The 22403-nt window shown below is 36.7% G+C and carries 21 protein-coding genes and 1 pseudogene; 3 read left to right on the top strand and 19 right to left on the bottom strand.

The features are described 5' to 3' along the window. Positions 1 to 50 precede the first annotated feature (50 nt). The 6 genes from FNL60_RS01455 to leuS form a co-directional block, all read right to left on the bottom strand. On the bottom strand, positions 51 to 740 hold the full coding sequence (locus FNL60_RS01455; RefSeq protein ID WP_002280240.1) for a methionine ABC transporter permease: 690 nt from the start codon (positions 738 to 740) through the stop codon (positions 51 to 53). A gap of 1 nt (position 741) precedes the next feature. After that, complete coding sequence (locus FNL60_RS01450; protein WP_002280241.1) at positions 742 to 1806, bottom strand: methionine ABC transporter ATP-binding protein; 1065 nt, start codon at positions 1804 to 1806, stop codon at positions 742 to 744. Beyond that, positions 1799 to 3172, bottom strand: a complete 1374-nt coding sequence (locus tag FNL60_RS01445; RefSeq protein ID WP_002262136.1) for a M20/M25/M40 family metallo-hydrolase — start codon at positions 3170 to 3172, stop codon at positions 1799 to 1801. The genes FNL60_RS01450 and FNL60_RS01445 overlap by 8 nt, the downstream gene beginning before the upstream one ends. 194 nt (positions 3173 to 3366) lie before the next feature. Beyond that, complete coding sequence (locus tag FNL60_RS01440) at positions 3367 to 4209, bottom strand: MetQ/NlpA family ABC transporter substrate-binding protein (protein ID WP_002267930.1); 843 nt, start codon at positions 4207 to 4209, stop codon at positions 3367 to 3369. A gap of 166 nt (positions 4210 to 4375) precedes the next feature. After that, entirely contained in the window at positions 4376 to 5179 is an 804-nt protein-coding gene (locus FNL60_RS01435) for an amino acid ABC transporter substrate-binding protein (protein ID WP_002265133.1), read from the bottom strand. 301 nt (positions 5180 to 5480) lie between these two features. Continuing rightward, entirely contained in the window at positions 5481 to 7982 is a 2502-nt protein-coding gene (gene leuS / locus FNL60_RS01430) for a leucine--tRNA ligase (protein WP_002280242.1), read from the bottom strand. Between the two features lie 400 nt (positions 7983 to 8382). Here leuS and FNL60_RS01425 point away from each other — a divergent pair, with 400 nt between their 5' ends. Together FNL60_RS01425 and FNL60_RS01420 are read left to right on the top strand one after the other, a co-directional pair. Beyond that, on the top strand, positions 8383 to 9147 hold the full coding sequence (locus tag FNL60_RS01425; RefSeq protein ID WP_002265135.1) for a polyphosphate polymerase domain-containing protein: 765 nt from the start codon (positions 8383 to 8385) through the stop codon (positions 9145 to 9147). Beyond that, positions 9140 to 9829 (top strand): DUF4956 domain-containing protein, encoded by a 690-nt coding sequence (locus tag FNL60_RS01420; RefSeq protein WP_002262141.1) that lies wholly within the window; start codon positions 9140 to 9142, stop codon positions 9827 to 9829. The genes FNL60_RS01425 and FNL60_RS01420 overlap by 8 nt, the downstream gene beginning before the upstream one ends. Positions 9830 to 10045: 216 nt before the next feature. Here the strand turns inward: FNL60_RS01420 and nusG are convergent, their stop codons facing one another. The 4 genes from nusG to pbp2a form a co-directional block, all read right to left on the bottom strand. After that, on the bottom strand, positions 10046 to 10582 hold the full coding sequence (nusG, locus tag FNL60_RS01415) for a transcription termination/antitermination protein NusG (protein ID WP_002262142.1): 537 nt from the start codon (positions 10580 to 10582) through the stop codon (positions 10046 to 10048). A gap of 157 nt (positions 10583 to 10739) precedes the next feature. Next, positions 10740 to 10916, bottom strand: coding sequence for a preprotein translocase subunit SecE (gene secE / locus FNL60_RS01410; RefSeq protein WP_002262143.1), 177 nt, complete (start codon positions 10914 to 10916; stop codon positions 10740 to 10742). Positions 10917 to 10927: 11 nt separating this feature from the next. After that, positions 10928 to 11080, bottom strand: a complete 153-nt coding sequence (gene rpmG, locus FNL60_RS01405) for a 50S ribosomal protein L33 (RefSeq protein WP_002262144.1) — start codon at positions 11078 to 11080, stop codon at positions 10928 to 10930. A gap of 50 nt (positions 11081 to 11130) precedes the next feature. Beyond that, on the bottom strand, positions 11131 to 13407 hold the full coding sequence (gene pbp2a, locus FNL60_RS01400) for a penicillin-binding protein PBP2A (protein WP_002280243.1): 2277 nt from the start codon (positions 13405 to 13407) through the stop codon (positions 11131 to 11133). Between the two features lie 43 nt (positions 13408 to 13450). Here pbp2a and FNL60_RS01395 point away from each other — a divergent pair, with 43 nt between their 5' ends. Continuing rightward, a complete protein-coding gene (locus FNL60_RS01395; RefSeq protein ID WP_002266909.1) occupies positions 13451 to 14317 on the top strand; it encodes an RluA family pseudouridine synthase in 867 nt (288 codons plus the stop codon). Between the two features lie 19 nt (positions 14318 to 14336). Here the strand turns inward: FNL60_RS01395 and FNL60_RS01390 are convergent, their stop codons facing one another. The 9 genes and pseudogenes from FNL60_RS01390 to FNL60_RS01345 all read right to left on the bottom strand — a co-directional run bounded on the left by FNL60_RS01390 (position 14337) and on the right by FNL60_RS01345 (position 22392). Further along, positions 14337 to 16040 (bottom strand): zinc ribbon domain-containing protein, encoded by a 1704-nt coding sequence (locus FNL60_RS01390; RefSeq protein WP_002266910.1) that lies wholly within the window; start codon positions 16038 to 16040, stop codon positions 14337 to 14339. A gap of 644 nt (positions 16041 to 16684) precedes the next feature. Then, positions 16685 to 18313 (bottom strand): chaperonin GroEL, encoded by a 1629-nt coding sequence (gene groL, locus FNL60_RS01385; protein WP_002262148.1) that lies wholly within the window; start codon positions 18311 to 18313, stop codon positions 16685 to 16687. Positions 18314 to 18424: 111 nt separating this feature from the next. Next, entirely contained in the window at positions 18425 to 18712 is a 288-nt protein-coding gene (gene groES / locus FNL60_RS01380) for a co-chaperone GroES (RefSeq protein WP_002262149.1), read from the bottom strand. A gap of 121 nt (positions 18713 to 18833) precedes the next feature. Beyond that, positions 18834 to 19130: a hypothetical protein gene (locus tag FNL60_RS01375; RefSeq protein WP_002262150.1), complete on the bottom strand. Its 297-nt coding sequence runs from the start codon at positions 19128 to 19130 to the stop codon at positions 18834 to 18836. A 23-nt stretch (positions 19131 to 19153) separates the two neighbouring features. Next, positions 19154 to 19990 carry a PTS system mannose/fructose/sorbose family transporter subunit IID gene (locus tag FNL60_RS01370; RefSeq protein ID WP_002262151.1) on the bottom strand — a complete coding sequence of 279 codons (837 nt, stop codon included), beginning with the start codon at positions 19988 to 19990 and terminating at the stop codon, positions 19154 to 19156. Position 19991: 1 nt separating this feature from the next. Continuing rightward, complete coding sequence (locus FNL60_RS01365) at positions 19992 to 20843, bottom strand: PTS mannose/fructose/sorbose/N-acetylgalactosamine transporter subunit IIC (protein ID WP_002280244.1); 852 nt, start codon at positions 20841 to 20843, stop codon at positions 19992 to 19994. Positions 20844 to 21212: 369 nt separating this feature from the next. Further along, complete coding sequence (locus tag FNL60_RS01355; RefSeq protein ID WP_002268888.1) at positions 21213 to 21707, bottom strand: PTS system mannose/fructose/N-acetylgalactosamine-transporter subunit IIB; 495 nt, start codon at positions 21705 to 21707, stop codon at positions 21213 to 21215. Between the two features lie 17 nt (positions 21708 to 21724). Then, a complete protein-coding gene (locus FNL60_RS01350) occupies positions 21725 to 22156 on the bottom strand; it encodes a PTS sugar transporter subunit IIA (protein ID WP_002263998.1) in 432 nt (143 codons plus the stop codon). A gap of 32 nt (positions 22157 to 22188) precedes the next feature. Then, positions 22189 to 22392: pseudogene (locus FNL60_RS01345) on the bottom strand (hypothetical protein). Positions 22393 to 22403: the final 11 nt, after the last annotated feature.

Here is a 22403-nt window from a genome sequence, read left to right as displayed (position 1 = left end):
CAAGGTCACAAGAAACAAAATCGTAATCTCAATTTTTCCTACCTTAAGTATTAACGATGACTTACTTTTCGAGTTAGCGTATCTCCAATAAATTGGATTGTAAAAATAAGCAAAAGAATAAGTAAAGTTGCAACCCAAGTGACATCATTATTAAAACGATTATAGCCGTAAGAAATAGCAACATTCCCAAGTCCCCCAGCTCCGATTGCTCCGGCCATAGCCGTTTCACCAACAAGAGAAATCAAGGTTACCGTTGAGACACGAATAAGATCCGGAAAACCTTCACTGATATAGACCTTTACAATATCCCAAAAGGTAGCTCCAGAAGCTTGTGCTGCCTCAATAACACCGCGATCCAATTCAGAAAAGACAACCTGTACTTGCCGTGCAAAGAAAGGAAAAGTCGCAAAAGATAAAGGAACCAAGGCTGCTGTCGCACCTAAATTCGTTTGCATCAAAAGCATGGTTAATGGTGCTAAGACAGCAATCAAAATAACAAAAGGAATGGCGCGGAAAACAGATGTTACTTTATCAATGATCCAACAAACAACCTTATTTTCAATAACACCTTCAGGTCCCATCAATACTAAGAGAAGACCAAAAACCAGACCAACGCCTCCTCCAATAACAAAAGGAACAATAGTCATATAAAGTGTATTCAGAATTGCTGTTAACCAACCAGCATCTCCTGTCAAACCAAGCTCATAAGCATTGGGTAAATAGGTTTGAATAAAATGCATTTTAAACTCCTCTCTTCAAAACCGTTACTGTTAAATCTGAATGTGTTAAATCATTAAGTGCTTGCTCAATATTAGTAGCTGCGCCCTCTAAAATAACAATCATCTCACCAACAGGTGTCTTTTCTAAAATTTCTATATTGCCATACAGAATATTAGCAGTGACTTGATATTTTTTATAAAGGTTATTTAAAATAGGCTCATCCGTGGTTTTACCCGCGTATTTTAATTGCACCAAAGCAGCATTAGCCGGCAAGTTTTTAACGATTTCTTGCTGTTTAATCTTTATCAAAGCTTCTTCAATTCCCGTTGCTGTTTTGATGAAGTCTTTGGTTAAGTCCTCTCTAGGATTTGAAAAAATATCTAAAACAGATCCTTCTTCAATTAGAGAACCTTCCTGCATGACAGCCACACGATTGCAAATATCTTTAACAATTTGCATCTCATGAGTAATCATGACAACAGTCAATCCCAATTTTTTATTTAAATCTTGTAAAAGTGCTAAAATTTGCTTGGTTGTTTTGGGATCTAAGGCCGAAGTAGCTTCATCTGAAATCAGAATTTTAGGATCATTAGCAAGAGCTCGAGCAATCGCGACACGTTGTTTTTGACCGCCAGAAAGCTGTGAAGGGTAGTTCTCTGCACGATCAGTTAAGCCCACCAATTCTAATAATTCTGTTACTTTGCTTTCTTTTTCCGCTGCACTAAGATTGGAATGACGCAAGGCAAAAGCAACATTTTGGCGCGCAGTCTTCTGAGCCATTAAATTAAAATGCTGGAAAATCATACCAATTTCATGACGCTTCTTTCTGAGTTCCTGACTGGATAACCGCTTTTCACCATTTTCAAAAATCACATCTTGATCTACTGTAATTTTTCCTTTTGTTGGGGTCTGCAAAAGATTAATCACACGAACAAGAGTGGACTTACCGGCGCCAGAATAACCAACAATACCATAAATATCACCTTGATTAATATGTACTGTGACACCTTTAACCGCTTCAATAGTTCGCTTCTTTTGGTGAAAAGTGATATCAATATGGTCAAGTTTTATAATCGCTTTACTCATAACTTCTAATTAACTCCTTAATTAATTCAATATGGGTATAATAGTCTGCTAAATTAACATTTTCATCACCACCGTGATCGCGACTATTGGGATTGCCAAGTCCAAAAGCTAACATAGGAATGCCCAAAGCATCATAAACCGTATGCATAGGACCTGTACCAGCAGCAGTGGGCAGAACAGATACGCCAGCTTCATAAAATTGCTTAGCCAAGTCAATAATGGTCAAAATAGCCGGAGCACTCATATCACTGCGATAAGATTCTTCGCCTAAGGTATAGGTTACCTTAACATGTTCAAAGCCTAATTTTCTCAAATGACTATTAATCTTTTCAAAAACGTACTGGGGACTGAGACCGGGAACTAAACGCATTTCCATCTTAGCACTGGCAGCAGAAGGCAGAATTGTTTTCACACCTTGCCCTTGATAACCAGAAGAAAGTCCTTCTATGGATAAGGCGGGTTCAAAAAAATAGGTTTTAAGAAAATCACGACGCTCTTTTTTTAAAGTTGGTAATTTTAAACCATAAACTTTGCGCAAACCTTCACTATTTTCAAGAGCATAACGCTCTACTAAATCCAATTCACGCTCATTGGGCTCCAAGACCTGATCATAAATACCATCGATTAAAATCTGACCATCATCTGCTCGCATACTGGAAATTGCATTTAAGAGATACCATGCTGCCGATTCAATAACCGCACCATATTTTGAGTGAATATCAACCTCTGCACTGGATACAGAAAGATTAAAAGTAATAATACCTTTATTACCACCTGTAATTTCTAACTGACCCTGACTATTTTTAACACCTTGTTCCCAAATCAAAACATCTGCAGGAAGCAAACTATCCGCATATTTTTTTAAATACTTGTCAAGATCTGTTGAAGCAGATTCTTCAGCTCCTTCTATTATAAAAGTAACATTAACAGGAAGATCCCCAACCTCACGAATATACTTTCGAACAGCTGTCAAACGAGCTGTAATATGCCCTTTGTCATCATCAACACCACGGCCATACATATAACCTTTTCTTAAGGTCAGTTTAAAGGGATTATCTGTCCAAATCTGATCATTATCTGCAGGTACTGTATCATAATGGTTATAAAAAATAATGGTTTTAGCCTGAGGTTTGGAACTTTTAAATTTAGCAATAACAAAAGGAGCCGTATAGGTTTCATCAATTGTCACTTCAGCACCGACATTGGCAAAAATTTCGCCCAAATAGCCTGCAACATCCTGCAGGCCTATCTGTTGTGCAAAAATAGATTTTTTGGAAATTAAGGTCCGTAAAACCTCAAAATAATGCTGAGCAACTTCATCCTGCCAAAATTTAGCAATTTGCTCTTGTTCACTTGAAAATGCCATTTTTCTCCTTTTATATAACTAAGAGGTGAGACAAAACCATTATCTTATATAATTTTATCGCTCTCATATCTCAGAGCTAAGGAAAAAACCACTCACTGATGAGTTTTTCCACCTCTGAACTTAATTGTCATTATCTTAAAATAAGTCTGGGTAGCTTTTCTCCCAGACTCATTGTTATTTGTCTTTACCCACTCTTACCAAACAGGTTCATCAACGCCTTTAGCAGTCTTTTTAATAACTTTTTTAACAGCATCTGTATGATAAGCTTTAATCAATTTCTTAATCGCGGCTGCCTTCTTTGATTTTTTCCAATTCTTTTGAGCTGCAATGATATTAATCCATTGTTTAGAGCCTTCATTCACTTTTTCTTTATAAAGAGACGTTTTGAAATCAATTTTTGCTGGAACAGCGTAACTGTTATTAACAACAGCAGCATCAACGGATGCTAAATTACGAGCTGTTTGACTGGCATCTACTTCTTTAATATCAAGATTTTTGGGATTTGACTTAATATTTTTAACGGTAGCCAATTCATCACCAGAAACATTTAATTTAATTAAGCCAGCATCTTGAAGAACGTAAAGAGCGCGGCTTTCGTTAGTAGCATCATTAGGAATAGCAATTTGACCACCATCTGGAATTTCCTTAGCACTACTGTATTTTGCTTTACCATTTTCTGTGCCTGAGAAAAGATTAATCGGACTGATATATGTCTCAGCTACAGTAACTAAATCACCCTTGTTTTCCTTGTTCCAATTATTCAAGAAATTATAATGCTGGAAAGAATTGATGTCAATTTCACCGTTTTTTAAAGCTTTATTCGGCTGTGAGTAATCTGTAAACTCTTTAAATTTAAGTTTGATATTTTCTTTTTTAAGCAGTTCCTCAATTTTATCCCAACGTTCTTTATCAGAATCAGTCATAGTCATCACACCAACAGTTAACGTATTTTTATCATTTTTTTGACCGCAAGCCGTTAAAACAAATGCCGCAGCTAAAGCCAATCCTAAAAGACCTAATATTTTTTTAAGTTTCATCGGTTATCCACCTTTTCTATTAAAGTAAACCTATTCTCTCATATTTAATGATAGCTATCAAATTGTTATTTCAAAGATTTCCTTATAGCTAAAAACTATAGCCATATCGTTAAAACACTGGTTTTCTCAATTCCAAAAAATCAGGTAAAAACCTGATTTTAACGAATTATTTCATATCTTTTTTATCTGGAAGATAGCTTCCTCCAAGGTATTTTTTCGATAATTTTTCAAGTGTACCATTCTCGTAAAGTTTTTTGAGACGTTTATTGACAAACTTTTGTAAGTCTTTTTGGTCTTGCGCAAAAATAAAGTAAACATATGGTTTTTGGTCTGAAGGAAGATCAATAACTTTCAAATTATCAAGTCCTTGCTCTTTGATGATCGTTTCTGCTGAAATTTTTTCAAAAATTTTAAAATCATACTTACCATCACTGACATTACGGATTTGATGCGCAAGATCTTCACTGGTAAAGTTTAGTTTAACTTGATTGTTTTCATGTTTTTTATTGAATTTCTGCAGCATAGGCACTGTTGTATTCCCTTGAACAACTTGAGTGCTATGCCCAGCAATATCATTATAAGACTTAATATCACTATCTTTTGGAACCACTAATACCAATGGATTGGAAGCCGTTGGATTAGAATAAAGATATTTATTGGCACGCTCTTTAGTATAACTGATATTGTTAGCCCCGATTTGATATTTGTCGCTGTCTAGACCAGAGAAAATACTGGTCCATTCTGTTTTTTGATATTTGACATCATATTTATCAGAAGCTTTGAAAACTTCCTTAGCAACCTCGATATCATATCCCGTTAATTTTCCTTTTTTCTCATAAGAAAACGGATTTGTTGTTCCAACAGTCGCAAGGGTTACTGTTTTTTTAGATGATTTTGATCCGCAAGCAGTTAACAAAAGAATTGAGGCAAAAGCAACCGCTCCAATTCTTAAAATATGTTTCAATTTCATAATTTTCCTCCAAAAATATGGTTATATCTATCTTATCACTAATTGAAAAACTTGCCTATTATATAATTCCTATCACGGTGATAAAAGAATTCTATCACGAATATCATTGTTAAGAATTTATCTCAGATTAGACTAGGTGACAAATTATAGACAGTACTTGAGTATAACAACCTATTATCTGATTTTTAAAGAGTGTGACTAAGTTTTTACCTTGTCGTCATAAAGAAAGAGGATGGGAATATCTCACCCAATCCTCCTGAAAATCATAAAATAACAGTATTCATTTTTTTAAGTTCGAATCTCATTTAATCACGATATTAACCAATTTGTTAGGCACTGCAATAACTTTTACAATATCTTTTCCTGCAATTTCTGCTTGGATTTTGTCGTTGGCAAGAGCAATTTTTTCAAGTTCTTCACGGCTGGAATCCTTAGAAACAACAACCTTGGCACGAACTTTTCCTTTGATTTGAAGGACAATCTCGATTTCGTCTTCGACCAATTTGGATTCATCATAACTTGGCCAAGCAACATAAGTAATAGATTGTCCAGACTGCGTTAAGAATTGCCAAAGCTCTTCAGCTAAATGCGGTGCAAATGGTGCCAATAATTGGATAAATCCCTTAGCATAATCAAGAAAGAGTTGTTCTTCCTTGTTAGCGGCATTGACAAAAATCATCAATTGAGAAATAGCTGTGTTAAAGCGCATAGCTTCAAGATGCTCTGTTACGGTTTTAACCACTTCATTATAAACCTTGTCTAAGTGTCCATTGTTTTTGGCAGCTATTTCTTTTGTTGTGATAAGACGGTAGACACGGTCAAGGAACTTACGGCTGCCTTCAAGACCTTCTTCAGACCAAGCAATGGAAGCATCAAGCGGCCCCATGAACATTTCGTAAACACGAAGGGTATCAGCACCATATTGTTCGACAACATCGTCAGGATTGACAACGTTTTTGAGTGATTTGGACATCTTAGCTGGTGCTTGTTCCAACTCTTCGCCTGTTTCGATGTTGAAGAAAGAACCATCACGTTTTTCAACTTTATCTGTTGCTACTAAAGCACCACGATGATCGCGATAGCTGGTTCCCAAAATCATCCCTTGGTTAAAGAGTTTTTGGAAAGGTTCTTTGGTTGGTACAACACCAAGATCATAGAGAAACTTATGCCAAAAACGTGCATAAAGCAAGTGGAGAACGGCATGTTCAGCGCCGCCAACATAAACATCAACTGGCAACCATTGTTTCAAAAGATCCTCATCGGCCAATTTTTGGTCATTATGCGGATCAATATAGCGTAGGAAATACCAGCTAGAACCTGCCCACTGCGGCATAGTGTTGGTTTCTCGGCGACCTTTAACACCGTCTTCACGCGACACTTCCAACCAGTCTGTCAAGTTGGCAAGTGGAGATTCACCTGTGCCTGAAGGTTTGATGTCCTTGGTTACTGGTAAGACAAGTGGCAATTCATTTTCAGGAAGAGCTGTACTCGTTCCATCTTCCCAATGAATAATTGGAATAGGCTCACCCCAGTATCGTTGGCGGCTAAAGAGCCAGTCACGCAAGCGATAGGTCACTTTCTTATTACCGACACCTTCAGTTTCAAGCCAAGTCACCATCTTGTCAATAGCGGCAGCCTTGTCAAGGCCGTTTAAGAAACCAGAATTAATATGCAATCCGTCATCCGTATAAGCTGCTTCTGCTACATTTCCACCTTCAAGAACGGGAATGATATCAAGATTAAACTGTTTAGCAAATTCCCAGTCGCGTTCGTCATGAGCTGGAACGGCCATGATAGCACCTGTTCCGTAGCTAGCAAGCACGTAGTCGGCTATCCAAATTGGAATCTCCTTGCCATTGACAGGATTGATAGCATAGGCACCCGTCCAAACACCAGTCTTTTCTTTGGCAAGATCTGTACGAGCTAAGTCTGATTTGAGACTGGCTTGATGTTTATAATCAGCAACTGCTTGCGCTTGGCCAGCAGTAGTAATAATATCTACCAAATCATGCTCAGGAGCAAGAACAGCATAAGTAGCACCAAAGAGTGTATCAGGACGAGTGGTGAAAACGGTAAATTCCTCATCTGTGTCCTTGACTTTGAAAGTTACATTGGCACCAGTTGATTTACCAATCCAGTTGCGTTGCATATCTTTGATTGACTCAGGCCAGTCCAGATCTTCCAAATCTTCTAAGAGACGTTCAGCATAAGCTGTGATTTTCAACATCCATTGGCGCATAGGTTTACGGACAACAGGATAACCACCGCGTTCAGAAGTTCCGTCTGGCAGCACCTCTTCATTTGCAATAGCTGTCCCTAGTTCTTCAACCCAGTTGACAGGCACTTCAGCTTCATAAGCCAGACCTTTTTCATAAAGTTTGGTAAAAATCCACTGAGTCCATTTATAGTAGTTAGGATCTGTCGTGTTGATTTCACGGTCCCAATCATAAGAGAAACCAAGTGATTTAATTTGGCGTTTAAAAGTCGCAATATTTTGCGCTGTAAAGTCAGCAGGATCATGACCCGTGTCCATAGCATATTGCTCAGCAGGTAAACCAAAAGCATCCCAGCCCATAGGGTGAAGGACACTGTAGCCTTGCGCACGTTTGAAACGACTGAGAATATCTGTCGCTGTATAGCCCTCAGGGTGTCCAACGTGTAGGCCAGCTCCAGATGGATAAGGAAACATATCAAGGGCATAAAATTTTGGTTTTGAGGAAGCCGTTCCAGTCTTAAAAGTATGGTTATCTTCCCAGAATTTTTGCCATTTATTCTCAATTGCTTTGTGATTGTAGTAAACCATAATATTCTCCGATAAAAATATAGTCTTTATTATTATAGCATTTTTATAAGGAATGAACAGAGTCAAATAAGAAACTTGCAGAGGAAATAGCATCTAGCGACTGCTGACTGAGTCTCACTAAAAAAGCTTACCTACTCCAAATGATAATTACAAGCTGCCTACATTTTAAAGGGCATACTTTTTGGAAAAAATACTTTAGTTTAGACTTAGGAATTGACAAGAAAAAAAGACAAGTGTAGAATAGCACAAAGATATTTTACAAGCGTAATAATATCTATATGCTTAATAATGCGGCATCCCAATTCTTTACTGACTATCCCTCTACAAAAATCTTAAGATAAGAGAATAATGCCATATTTTAAGTATAATCTACAAGACAAATGCAGAAAGAAGGACTATCATGTTAAATGAAACTATCCAAAAAGAATTTCAAAGAAAAGAAATCAAATATTTAATTGAAGCTGACACCTTTGAACAATTACAAAAAGAATTTAAAGATTATCTTACTCCGGATCGCTTCACTCATTCCTCCATTACCAATATTTATTTTGATAATCCCGACTTTCAATTGATTAAGGATTCAATCAACCACCGCCATGCCAGTGAAAAAATTAGAATGCGTACCTATGACCCAAAACCTACTCAAAAAAGTCAAGCTTTTTTAGAAATCAAGAAAAAAGAATATCAGGGTGAACAAGAAATCGGTTATAAATACCGTCTGACATCCACCCCTTTGTCTCTTTGCAATTATGTTCAGCAAGGAATAATTGACAATAACATAAAACAAGATGACAGAGCTAATCATGAGCTTGCTATTTTACGAGAACGTTATAAAAAACTAGTACCAAAAATGTTCATTCACTATGAACGCTTTTCACTAAGGGGAATTGAAAATCCTAAACTTCGCGTTACTTTTGACCGCAATGTTATTTATCGCCACGAAAATGTTAACCTCACTTCGGGTTTTAATGGTTATCCACTTCTAAAAAACAATCAAATCGTTATGGAAGTCAAAGTTAAAAATGGGCTTCCTGCTTGGATGGAAAAAATATTCCATAAACACCAGCTAATTCCACAATCTTTTTCAAAGTATACCACTGCTTATTTAAAGGCTTATGGACTAACACCTGAAGATATCAGAGAGGAGCCTACGTCAATTGCTTAATCAGATTTTTAACAGTGTTTTCTCAAATCGAGATATTACTATTAGTCCCAGCATGTTCGCCTTATCTATCTTAACCAGCCTGCTTTTAGGATTGTTACTGGCTAAAATTTATAAATACAAGACTATCTATACTAAAGAATTCATTATTACCTTGGCTACTTTGCCTGTACTCATTTCCATGATTATTTTTCTTGTTAATGGTAATTTAGGAACCAGTGTCGCTGTTGCAGGAACTTTTGGTCTGATTCGTTTTCGTTCAGCTGCAGGCGGTGCTAAAGAAATTCTTTATATTTTCTTTGCAACTGCTGTTGGTATTGCAACAGGTATGGGCTTTCTTGTCCTAGCCATCCTGTTTACCTTGACCTTGACCCTTGTGCTTTGGCTTTATGAGAATTCAGGATTTTCACAGGTCAGCACAAGCAGGCGACAGGCAACTTTTATTGTTCCTAATAATGAGATTGATTATATCCCTATTCTGGAAAAAATCCTAAACAAAACTTGCCGTGAAATAAATCTCATTTCTGTTAAAAACATTAACAAAAACAACACCATTCAAATGGAATATCATTTAGACTTAAAACCAGAAATGAATGACATAGGACTTATCAATAGTATCATGACTTACAACCCTGATATTGAAGTCACTCTTGATACCAGTGCCAAAAAAAAGAAAATTTTATGACATATAACATGAAAAAGGTCTCTTGGTAACACTATCCCGAGACCTTTTTGTTTCTTCCAATTGATAATTGACTCTTTATACCCTATATCCTTCAACAAGTAAAACGATAGGTTGTCAGACTGATAATACCAGCTGTTCTGCCTTTATTTCACATTTTCTCGTTGATTAGGCGCTGACATGTAACAGGGGGTTCAGAATACAAGCCCCAAAAGTTTTTTATAGTTCTGCAATTTGATACAGTTCAAGTTCAGCTTGAGTTTCTGCTCCAAACATATTAATCATAATTTTAACTTTATTATTTTCAATTTCAACAACACGACCCTCTTGACCTACAAAGGCACCATCAATAATTTGCACTACATCTCCTTCTTTGATGTTAGTATCAATAATATCAACTGTTTGTCCCATAGACAAGAGAATGGAACGAATTTCTTCTTCAAGAAGCGGAGTTGGTTTAGAACGATTACCGTGTGAGCCGACAAAACCAGTAACGTTTGGTGTGTTACGCACAACAAACCAAGCCTCATCTGTCATAACCATCTCGACCAAAACATAGCCTGGGAAGCGATTTTCTTCAACTTCTTTAGTCTTGCCGTTTTTTTCGACATTAACAGTCTGTGTTGGAATTTCTACGCGTAAAATATTATCCAACATATTATAAGTTTGTGCCCGTTGCAACAGATTTTCCTTTACTTTATTTTCATAGCCAGAATAAGTTTGCAGCACAAACCATCCTTTATCAAATGAATCCATGATTTACCTCCAATTTTGTATATTATAAAAAAGCCTAGATGGCTTTTGGAAATTTTCGTACATTATTATATCATAAAAGCTTAAGAACCCCTAGTCTTTTTTATTAAATAAACAAATTTCTTCATAAAAAACAGCCTTTTCCAGCTGTTTTTTGCTTTTAAAAACGTTTTAATAATTCAGCCAATCCCAGAGTTAACAGCTTATCAAAAATAAAGATGACAAGAGCAAAGAATGCTGAATACTCCAGAATTGAAATAAAATCATGCCAAGATTGTTTACGTGTTGGCCATGTCGTATGCTTTAGAACTGAAAAAACGCCACCGATGAATTTCATTGTTTTTTCTCCTAACGTGTTTCCTTATGCAAGGTATATTTTTTACAATATTTACAAAATTTATTAACCTCTAGTCGATTTGGTTTAGGATTACCACTCACGCCGATAGAATAATTCCGTGAGCCGCATTCTACACAAGCTAGACTTGCTTTTTTCTGCGCCATAATGCCTCCATAACTTTTTCATTTTAACATGGTTTTCTTATTCTTGCAAGTTATTCAAAATAATTCACAACACTATCCCAAACTTTCTTGGCCTTGTCAATAATATTTGAATCATCCACTTTTTTCTTAATAGAATCCGTAGCATTTTGAGCTTTCTCGCGAATACCATCAATGATATTTTGGGAATTAGAATTAGTTTCATCCGAAGTATCATCTGAATCATAGGTAGATTTAATGCCGTCTTGGAAATAAGCATTTTTAACCTTAAATTCTGTTCCTTTAGTATAGGGTAAAATGTAACTTGCCTGAGTGCTAAAGATATTGGAAGCCGTTCCTGAACTAGAATCATTCAAATAGTGATTTTCATCAGTCTTATTAAAACCTAACCATTGACTAATAACAACATCAGGTGTATAACCAATCACCCACTGGTCACTGGCAAGATTAGAATCAAAATTCGTTTCAGTTGTTCCTGTCTTACCGGCTAAAGTATAACCATAAGCATTGGCATTGACACCAGTCCCGTTAGAAAAAGTTCCTAACATCATACTAGTCATTTTGTCTGCCACAGATTTACTGATAACACGTTTATCATTAGGTGTGAATTTTTTCAAAATTTCACCGCTGGCAGTTTCAATACGACTAATCAAGTGAGCAGTTGGCATCACGCCTCCATTAGCAAATGTTGCATAAGCCTGAGCCATCTCAAGTGGATTAGTTGTGACGCTTCCTCCCAAAGCAACACCTAATTCTTTTTTAGCAGCATCCATATTAAGACCAAACCTTTTACCATAAGAAAACGCCTTATTGATACCCAATTTATCAAGCGTATAAACAGCAGGAATGTTATAGGAATTGGCTAGTGCCTGATACATAGGAATGTCTTCTGTTTCAATATTCCCATAGTTATTGGGTTTGTAACCATCAAAATCACGGGAAGTATTGGGTAATAGTTTATCCATAGACCAGCCTGAAGCGATTGCGGGAGTATAAACAGCTAGTGGTTTAATCGTTGAACCCGGACTTCTATTAGACTGAGTCGCATAGTTATAATTTCTAAAAGTAACATTTTTTGTGCTATTAACACGTCCAACTAAGCCTCTAACACCACCTGTTTTAGGATCCAAAGCCACACTAGCAGCTTGAGCACTGGTATTATCATAAGTGGATACAGGAAAGAGACTTTCCTCATCAAAGGTTTGCTGCATGCCAGTTTGGTAATTCTGGTCTAATTCAGTGTAAATCCTATAACCATTGTTAACAATGTCTTTTTCACTGATACCATAGACAGAGCTAGCCTCACTAATAACAGCATCAAAATAAGATGGATATTGATAATCATCTGTCTTAGCAACATAAGTATCACTTATACGGTTCCCCATTCCCACTTTTTTAGCCTCATTGGCCTGTTTCTGCGATATTTTCCCCGCAGCCACCATATTTTGCAGGACAGTATCGCGTCGACTGGTCGCATTCTCAATAGAATACAGTGGATTGTAGATACCCGGACCCTTCAACATACCTGCCAAAGTAGCTGCCTCATCAAGTGTCAGCCGACTAGCAGAAGTTCCAAAATACTTTTGACTAGCATCTTCGACCCCCCAAACACCATTACCAAAGTAGGCATTGTTAAGATACATGGTTAAAATTTCTTTTTTACTATATTTTTTGGTCAATTCCAGAGCGAGGAAAAACTCGCGTGCTTTTCTTTTAACTGTTTGTTCTTGGGTTAAAAAGGCATTTTTAGCCAATTGCTGTGTAATGGTAGATCCTCCGCCCGAATAACCTAAGGTAACTATCGCTAAAAGCATCCGCTTGTAATTGATGCCACTATTTTTATAGAAGCTTCTGTCTTCTGTTGAAATCACTGCATTCTCTAAATCGTCGGAAATAGCATCAAGTTCAACATAAGTCCCCTTTTGCCCATAAAGAGTTCCAGCTTGTTTTTCATTTTTATCATAAATGACCGTTGTTGCCTTCAAAGCCTGTTTTAAATCAGAAACTTTGGTTGTCTTAGCTAGATAAAACAGGTAAGAGCCTGTCAAAAGCACAAAAATACCTACCGCAATCAGCAAAATCTTACCGACATGATAACGGCGCCAATATCTTCTAACCAAACCATTTTTAGAAAGACCTATCTTGCTCAAAATGTTGCTGAATTTACTAGCCTCTTCCTGTGCATAACGACGGTGATAATGGTTGTCAGAGGCTTGGCTAGCTTGATTATCAAGATTTTGAGGCATCCCATTTTCAACCTCTTTGGAGTCTTGATGATCAATATTTTTATTTGGAAAAAATTTCTTTTTTAACAGTTCTAATATACTCATGACCTTATTATATCAATTTTAAAGAAAATGATATAATAAAATCATGACTTTTACTGTAAAAATTATAAACCCATATCCTATAGGGACTGTCAAGGAACTATTAGAAGAGCATTTTTTAATCCCAAGAAAGATTAGGCACTTTCTAAGAATAAAAAAGAATGTCACAGTTAATAGTCAAGCCGTCAATTGGCAAAGTCTTGTCAGGCGGGGAGATATTATCCAGCTGAACTTTGATAACACAGACTATCCTATCAAGAAAATTCCTATGGGAAACAAGACTTTAATAGACTGTCTCTACCAAGATGAACATCTTATTATTGTCAATAAAATAGAAGGCATGAAAACACATGCTAATGACCCCAATGAAATCGCACTTCTCAATCATGTTTCTGCTTATGTCGGACAGACCTGCTATGTTGTTCATCGACTTGATATGAAAACCAGCGGTACTGTCATGTTTGCTAAGAATCCATTTATCCTGCCGATCCTTAATCGTCTTTTAGAAAATAAGTCTATCAAACGCGAATACTGGGCTTTAGCACAAGGTCAATTTTCTGAACGTGCAATTATTTATAGAGAGCCAATTGGACGCGATCGTCATGATCGACGTAAACGAGTTGTGGATCATAAGCATGGCCAGACAGCTATCACTCAGGTTTCACTCTTAAAGCATTTTCCCAATAATACCAGCCTGATCAAATGCCAACTTCAAACAGGACGAACCCACCAAATCCGTGTCCATCTAGCCTATCATGATCATGCCATTGTTGGCGATCCCCTATACAGTCAGCAAACAGCTGGTAGACTCATGCTGCATGCTCACCAGTTAACCTTTACTCATCCTCTTACACTTGAAAAAATTAAGGTTGAAGCTCCATCTGCAACATTTGAAAAGGGACTTCCTAAATAGGAAATCCTTTTTTTCTGACTTATTTCTTAGTTAAGCTAATGCCTGTTTTAGGACTGCCACTAGTATCGCCTGATTCCCAATAGACAGTCGTTATACTGGAGCCATTAATCTTAACACCATAAGTGTATTGATCATTAGCACCGATATCATCTAAAACGGTAAAAGCAGCACGATCTCCTGATTGATAGTAATAGCGATAAGTACCATCTGAAGTCTTTTCTGTTTTTTCAACTTTTGCTGTCTTAGTCGTATCTTCCTTTTTATCATCCTTGTAATCCGTTTTTTTGATTACTGTACCATCTTCTGAGAAGGTCATGGTAATGGTCTTATCATCCTGCTTCGTTTCCCAAGTTCCTATTAATTCTTCTGGTAATGGCATCGGACTTTTCACCTGATTGTCTTCACTGACAACTGTCGGACCACTAATAGATTTACGAATGGTATAGCCAGTCTCTGTTTTTTTAACTTGAATCTGTCCCGTAATATTTTGTAATAAATGACCTGACGTTTTCTTTTCTTGATCAGTCGCTTCATCGTAGTAATAATCATAAGTGAGAGCATAAGATAAAGTATAAGTTTTCATACCTGTTTGATGTAAGTCATTGAGACTGACCGAAGTAATGGTAAAGCTAGATGGCTTACGACTATCTACCATCATTTTTTGCTTGATACTCTCTTTTAAAGCCTTGTAAACATCATTATTAGAACCCTTTTCAAAAACCGTGTTTAAATCTGTTGGGTCTTGTTGATTACTAGCATGAACAGAAAATTTTTCAAAAGCAGTATTTAATAGTTGCTGAGCTGTATCCTGATTCAACTGATTAGGAACATCAAGCTGAACTGTGCTGCCGTCTGCAATATCCTTTAGAGATTGCTTGTTAGACTTGATTGTCCCATCTGAAAAATTTTTCTTAACATAAACCGATTTGCTTCCCATAATAGGATAATTATCAACATTATATTGTCCATTTGAGAGGGAAGAAATTTTCTTTTTACCAAAATAAAGATTTCCATCAGATAAATTGCTCTTAACTGTAAAGTTTTTGAAGGCTAAGTTCATATTAACCGTCTGATGTTTACCATCATAATTTTTACTAAATTCCACCTCTTTACCATTATGGATACCATCAAGAGTAAAGGTATAATTATCTATAGGTAGGTGCGCAACCGTAACATGATAATTATCTGAATCACTAGTAGCAATTTCTTTACCATTTAAAAGAACATCTAAGCCTGGAATATTCGTCTTTAATGTTAATTTCAATGGTTTCATGGCAAGACGATAATCAGGAAAAAAGAAAAATTTATGGCCAATACTTTTGAGATAGAGTTTATCCGAAGCTTTTGCTGATAATAGTTTCTGTCGGAGACTGCGTTTTTTTAAACTTGTCTTCAGACGTGAAAACTTTGTATATTGAGCCTCATCGTTGGTTATCAATTCATTCGTATCATCCCAAACCATATACTCTTTAATATTTTCAAAAGTATGACCAGAAGCACTTCTAGCCTTTAAATAACGATCAAGGGTAGCTGCTTTTGAATAATGAATACTTCCCCATAATCCAAAAAGAACAAAGAAGCTCCCTATAATAATTAAAGTCGTACGTATAGGTTTTCTCTTAAGAAGATCTTGCAGCTGCTGCTTTAATTTCCCCACAAGAGTAGCCACTGTTTCTTGTGCTTCTTTAAAGTATTTCTGCCACTTTTCTTTTAATCTATCCATCTTGAACTCCTTGAATCAATTAAAATTTTATAATAGACTTTAGAAAATCTATTCTTATCTGATTGACTTCTTTTTTGTCAGTCAGCTCTCAGTATTTGGTACGCAAGTAACTTTCTCAAAGAGTTCCTATGCCTATATTTTCGAGCCTTAGGATATCGAAAGTCCCCTCAATATTGTCTCTGACCTCAATAACTTTTTACCACGGCGTAAGCTATTCTTTTACTAAGACGGCGCTTATCTCATATAATAAAAATAGTTTTTTTGTGATACAGGTTCTAAATTTAACTCCTTCTGTATATCACTTCTTTTGTTGATAGGTCAAAATTAATGTATTTTTGCATTATACTTTTTTTCTTTTTTTAAATGATAACAAAATAATAACAAAACTATCAAAATCAACTGTTTTTAAACAATTAACACGCTTAAAAATTTGAAACAGCACCTTTTACTGTAACAAGGTTAACTACAAGATAAAATATCCATAAAAACTATAGCAATAACAAACAGCAAGAACTCACTTTTAACTATATGCTATCACTATTTTAGACAACACAAAGAGAACCTAGCCTTTAACCAGATTCTCTTAAAAATATTAATGACCAGCATTAAGCCGTTTCACGGACTTGCCACGATAAGAAGCTAAATTACATCATACCACCCATCATGCTTGGATCCATAGCGGGAGCTGCTGCTGGTGCTTCTGGAGCTGGATGATCCGCCACAACGGCTTCTGTTGTTAAAATGAGACTAGCTACAGATGCTGCATTTTGAAGGGCTGAACGAGTTACCTTGACAGGATCAATAATACCAGCATCAATCATGTCAACCCATTCCCCGTTAGCAGCATTGAAACCTGTACCTGCTGAACTGTTCTTCAATTTATCAATAATGACAGATCCTTCATAACCAGCATTTTTAGCAATTTGACGGACAGGCTCTTCAAGAGCACGCAGAACAAGATTGCGACCTGTTGCAGCATCATCTGTTAAATCAAGTGCTGCTACTTTTTCAATAACATTGATAAGTGCCGTTCCACCACCTGCAACAATTCCTTCTTCTACAGCTGCTCGAGTAGCATTAAGCGCATCTTCAATGCGAAGTTTCATTTCTTTCAATTCTGTTTCTGTTGCTGCGCCAACTTTGATGACGGCAACACCTCCAGATAATTTAGCCAGACGTTCTTGTAATTTTTCACGATCAAAGTCTGAAGTTGCTGTTTCAATTTGAGACTTAATGAGATTGACACGATTAGCAACAGCTTCCTTACCGCCAGAACCTTCAACAATAACAGTTGAATCTTTATCAACAGTCACACGAGCTGCTTGACCCAACGCATCAATAGTCGTATCTTTCAATTCTAGACCAAGATCTTCAGTAATAACAGTACCCCCTGTTAAAACAGCAATATCTTCAAGCATAGCCTTGCGACGATCACCAAAACCAGGAGCCTTGACTGCGACAACATTGAAAGTACCACGAATCTTATTCAAAACAAGCGTTGGGAGAGCTTCACCATCTACATCATCCGCAATAATTAAAAGAGGACGGTTTGTCTTAAGAACTTCTTCTAGAAGCGGAAGAACATCTTGAATATTTGAAATTTTCTTATCTGTAATTAACAAATAAGGATTTTCAAGATCTGCCACCATTTTTTCATTGTCAGTTACCATATATTGAGAAAGGTAGCCGCGATCAAATTGCATTCCTTCAACAACATCAAGCTCTGTTTCCATACCACGAGATTCTTCAATAGTGATAACACCATCGTTACCAACTTTTTCCATAGCTTCAGAAACGTATTCCCCAACTTTTTCAGAACGTGATGAAACGGCTGCAACCTGTGCAATAGCTTCTTTGCCAGAAACAGGCTGTGCAATAGCTTTCAACTCATCAACTGCTGTTGCAACTGCTGTTTCGATTCCTCGACGAATACCGATTGGGTTAGCTCCAGCAGTCACATTTTTCAAACCTTCACGAACAATAGCCTGAGTTAACACAGTCGCTGTCGTTGTCCCATCACCGGCAATATCATTAGTTTTAGAAGCAACTTCTGAAACTAGTTTAGCTCCCATATTTTCAAAGTGATCTTCTAATTCAATTTCCTTAGCGATGGTCACACCATCATTAGTAATGAGCGGTGAACCAAACGACTTTTCAAGAACAACATTGCGTCCTTTAGGGCCTAAGGTTACCTTAACTGTATCTGCTAAAATATCAACACCACGCACCATACTGCTTCTTGCATCTGCTGAAAATTTAATATCTTTTGCCATAATTAATCCTCTTATTTCTAAATAATATGAAACACTTTCATTCGTACTGCCGCTACAATACTAAAAGTGTATAAATAATCTCAAATGACTATAAAGTTAAACTGCTATTTATTAATCGTTTACAACTGCTAAAACATCTGCTTCACGAATGATAAGGCAATCTTTACCATCATCTTTAACAGGCGTTCCTACATGATTTTCAATTAAAATAGTATCGCCTTGTGCTAAACTGGACGCAACCAATTCCCCAGTTAAAGTACGAACACCTTCACCAACAGCTACTACTTGAGCTTTTTTAGTCTTTTCTTGACTAGCACCAGCAAGGACAAAACCACCAACTGTTTGTTCCTTTTCTTCTTTCAACTGTACGACCACTCGGTCTCCTAAGGGTTTTAACATAATATACCTCCATAGATTTTTAGCACTCCAATATACTGAGTGCTAATTACATATATTATTGTATCACTTGGTCAAAAATAGTCAAGAAAAAAACCTTACCTTTCGGTAAAGTTTTTTCAGATTATTTAGAATTGGCAAGTCGCAGTTTTTCTTCAAAATCATCAACGACTTTTTGAACATTGAGGCGACCCTTGTAAATACCATAACCAAAGACTAACATAGCTAAGAATCCTAAGGCCGTCAAAACAATTCCAATAGTAAACCCAACGAGATTAGCTGAGAATAAGTAAATCAAAACGACACCGATACTAGCAATGATAAACATTAAAGTAAACCAACGTCCTAGGTTTTCAATCATATGTTTTTGATAAGCGATTTCATTTTCATATCCTTTGATGAATTCTTTTTCTGTTAGCATAATCTCTCCAACCATTTCTAATCTTAGTATTTCAAGCCTGGATCAAAGAATCCTGTAATAACACCAACAAAAGCAATAACAACTAAAAGAAGCATAACTTTAATTGGAGACATATTTTTCTTAGCCATTAACCACCAACAAAAGACGGTAAATAGAGCGGTTAAAAGTCCTGGATAAACACCATCAAGTTGTTTTTGTAAAACCAAGAAAGCCTTCCCAGAAGAATTTTTAAGTTCCAGAGCAGTTTTGATAGGCACCCAAGTAGCTGCAACAGCCCCAACAACCATACCACCGACAATAGCAACGGCTTTACGAATGGCTTGTCCTTGTGTTCCAACTAAGACTTCAACTGCTTTATCACCAAGTTCATAACCTTTGAAATAGGCAAATCTCATACCAAAGTAGGCCAATAAGTTCCAAACAATGATATAGAAGATGGCACCAATTGGTGAGCCATCAGTAGAAAGTCCAAGAGCAATTCCCAAAATAATTGGAATTAAAGTACCAACTACAAGTGAATCACCAATACCTGCAATTGGTCCCATAAGACCTGCACGCAAGCCATTAATTGTTTCATCATCTACACCATCAGCACCATTAGAACGCGCTTCTTCAAGACCTGCTGTAATACCAACTACCAGTGAACCTAACTGTGGTTCTGTATTAAAGAAAGCTGTATAAGTTTGCATAGAACGTGCTTGATCATCTTTATTATCATAAAGTTCTTCTACAATTGGTAACATGGAAGTCAAATAACCAAATGTTTGCATATGTTCTTGTGAAAAACATGTCAAATTACCATAATACCAATGATGGAAAGATTTCGTTAAAGTTTTCTTTGAAATTTTCTTTTGAGCCATTTTAAATATCCTCCTCATCATCGTCATCGAAATCTGAAGCTTCAGCCGAAGCCGTTGCTCTCATATTCTTTATTGTTTCAAGTTCATAGAACAGTACTGCAAAAATTAAAGAAATGACTGCACATGATACTAAGTTTAAACCAAGTGAAGCTGCCAAAGTGAAACCAACAAAGAATGGAATAAAGTCAACTGCTTTTTCAACAATTTGTTTTAATAAAATAGCAATCCCTACACATGGAAGAAGTGAACCCACCGTAAAGAGAGTCTTCATTGGAATACCATCCATTGGAAGGGCATTCTTAAGGGCAGTAACGGCATCTGCACCTAATTTACACATAATCAATGTAGGAATGAATGAAAAGATGATATGCGAGATCCATGGAAGTCCCCAGTCTACAACATAGAGTCTCTTGAATTCTCTTTTTTCAACAGCTTGCCATCCAATGTGTTGCCAAACAAGATTCATTGTTGCAGTACCATAGAAAAGCACTGTACCAATAGTACCTACAAGGGTTCCCATTGATTTAGCAAGGTTGGCTGCATCTGATGAAGTTGCTGATAAACCTTGAGAATGAATCGCAACCATTGCTAATGGAATACCGATATAAGATACTGCACGCACATCAGCAGAAACAGTACCACCGGGTGTTACAAGAGCGATGTAAACAAGTTGCATAGCAACACCGCAAACAATACCTGTCTTAATGTCTCCTAGGATAAGTCCACAAACCAAGCCGCCGACTAAAGGGCGTCCCAAAGTATAGTTACCAATTGTTGTACCGCCAAGACCAGGCATTGAAGACAAACAGGCAAACAATCCTAGCAAGGCTGCTTGAAACCAAGAAATTGTCATAATAATTCTCCTTTATTTAAGATACAAAGAGCGTTCACGAGCAAAGGCAAAATAGGAGTTTTGACGAAGAGTCACAGGACTCTAGAAGAAACTACCTTTTTGACACAGCTCGTAGCTCGTGTTCAATTTATTAAGATACAAAGGTGTAAAGCGACACACCGCAAAATAGGAAAGCTGACGAAGGTGCGACAGCATCTAGGCAGTCTTTATCTTTTTGCACAGTGTCATAGCTCATGTTCTTTTTTACTTTTTGATATTTTTTTAAAGCAGTACGGACATGAGTGACCCTGTTTGGAATATCATTGCGAAAAGCCTTCGCTCAAGCTCACTCCGTTTGCCATCCTACTTAATGATAGAGTACTTCAACACTTAATAACCAAATTTACCTTTGAAATCTGACCAATAACCAATTGAAACATCAGGAAGAAGTTGGAATTTAACTTTATAGCCAGCCTTTTCAATTGCTTCAATAGCATCCGCTTCTTCTTGAGTTATAGATTGATTATTACCAAGCTTAACAGCTCCGGGGCGGTCGTTGGCAGGACCAACAATAATTTCCTTAACTTCACCCGGAACAAAACCTTGGTCAACCAAAATTTCTTTCATATCAATCGGATTTTTAGTAATTAAAAAGTAACGACTATCTGAATCCGATACCTTTTGTGATTTAGCAGCAAAGGCTTCTTTAGACCAAACAAAAGTCTTTTTATCTGAAGCACCTTTGTAAGCCTGAATTAAAACTTTATTTTTTGCTGCAGCATCATTAACAGCGATTAAACCATCGCATGGGTATTCTTTCGCCCAACGTGTTACAGTTTGTCCATGAATCATACGATCATCAATTCTTACAAATGATACAGTCATTTTCTTCTCCTTTTTTATTAAATATCATCATCATCTTCTTCATCAGAAGTTATCCTAAATTCTTGTAAGGCACTTTTAGCTTCACCCAAAACAGTGGTTACAAAATCCTGACCTTCAAGCATATCTTTCATAACAACAGCATTGACTGCCATTGGTAAGTTCATCCCCCCTAAGACAATGGCGTCATCTAACTTACCCAAATCCGCCAAAACATTGCAAGCTGTTGTCAAAGGGCTTCCCCCGACAATATCAGCTAAAACAACAACTGAATCCTCATCCTTTAGATTAGAAAGAGCTTGTCTAAAAGTTTCCGCAAAATCATCTACTGATTTACCATTTTCCAATCCGACAGCTATAACTTGACTTACTTTATCCTCAGCAAACATAGCTAAAGAAGTCTTCAAGCCCTGCGCAAAACCGCCATGGCTTACAAGCAATAGGTATTTCATGAATACACCCTACTTTCTTTTTTATTTCATTTTTATTTTACATTTTTTGAAAACGCTTTTGCAGTGTCATTTGTCATTTTCATATCCCTGACAAATGTCATTCAACAGATGACATTTGTCAGGGATTTAAATTTTTTAAACTGATCAAAGAAAATACTGTAAACACCCAAAATATAAAGAAACTGCTCAAAAAGTCTGGGAATTTTTTCCAGACTTTTTGATGTTATTGACAGCAAGTAGAACAGCC

The sequence above is a fragment of the Streptococcus mutans genome (assembly GCF_006739205.1).
Lineage (GTDB): Bacteria > Bacillota > Bacilli > Lactobacillales > Streptococcaceae > Streptococcus > Streptococcus mutans.
The sequence above is the reverse complement of the archived record's forward strand: the minus strand, read 5'-3'. Positions and strand labels throughout refer to the sequence as shown.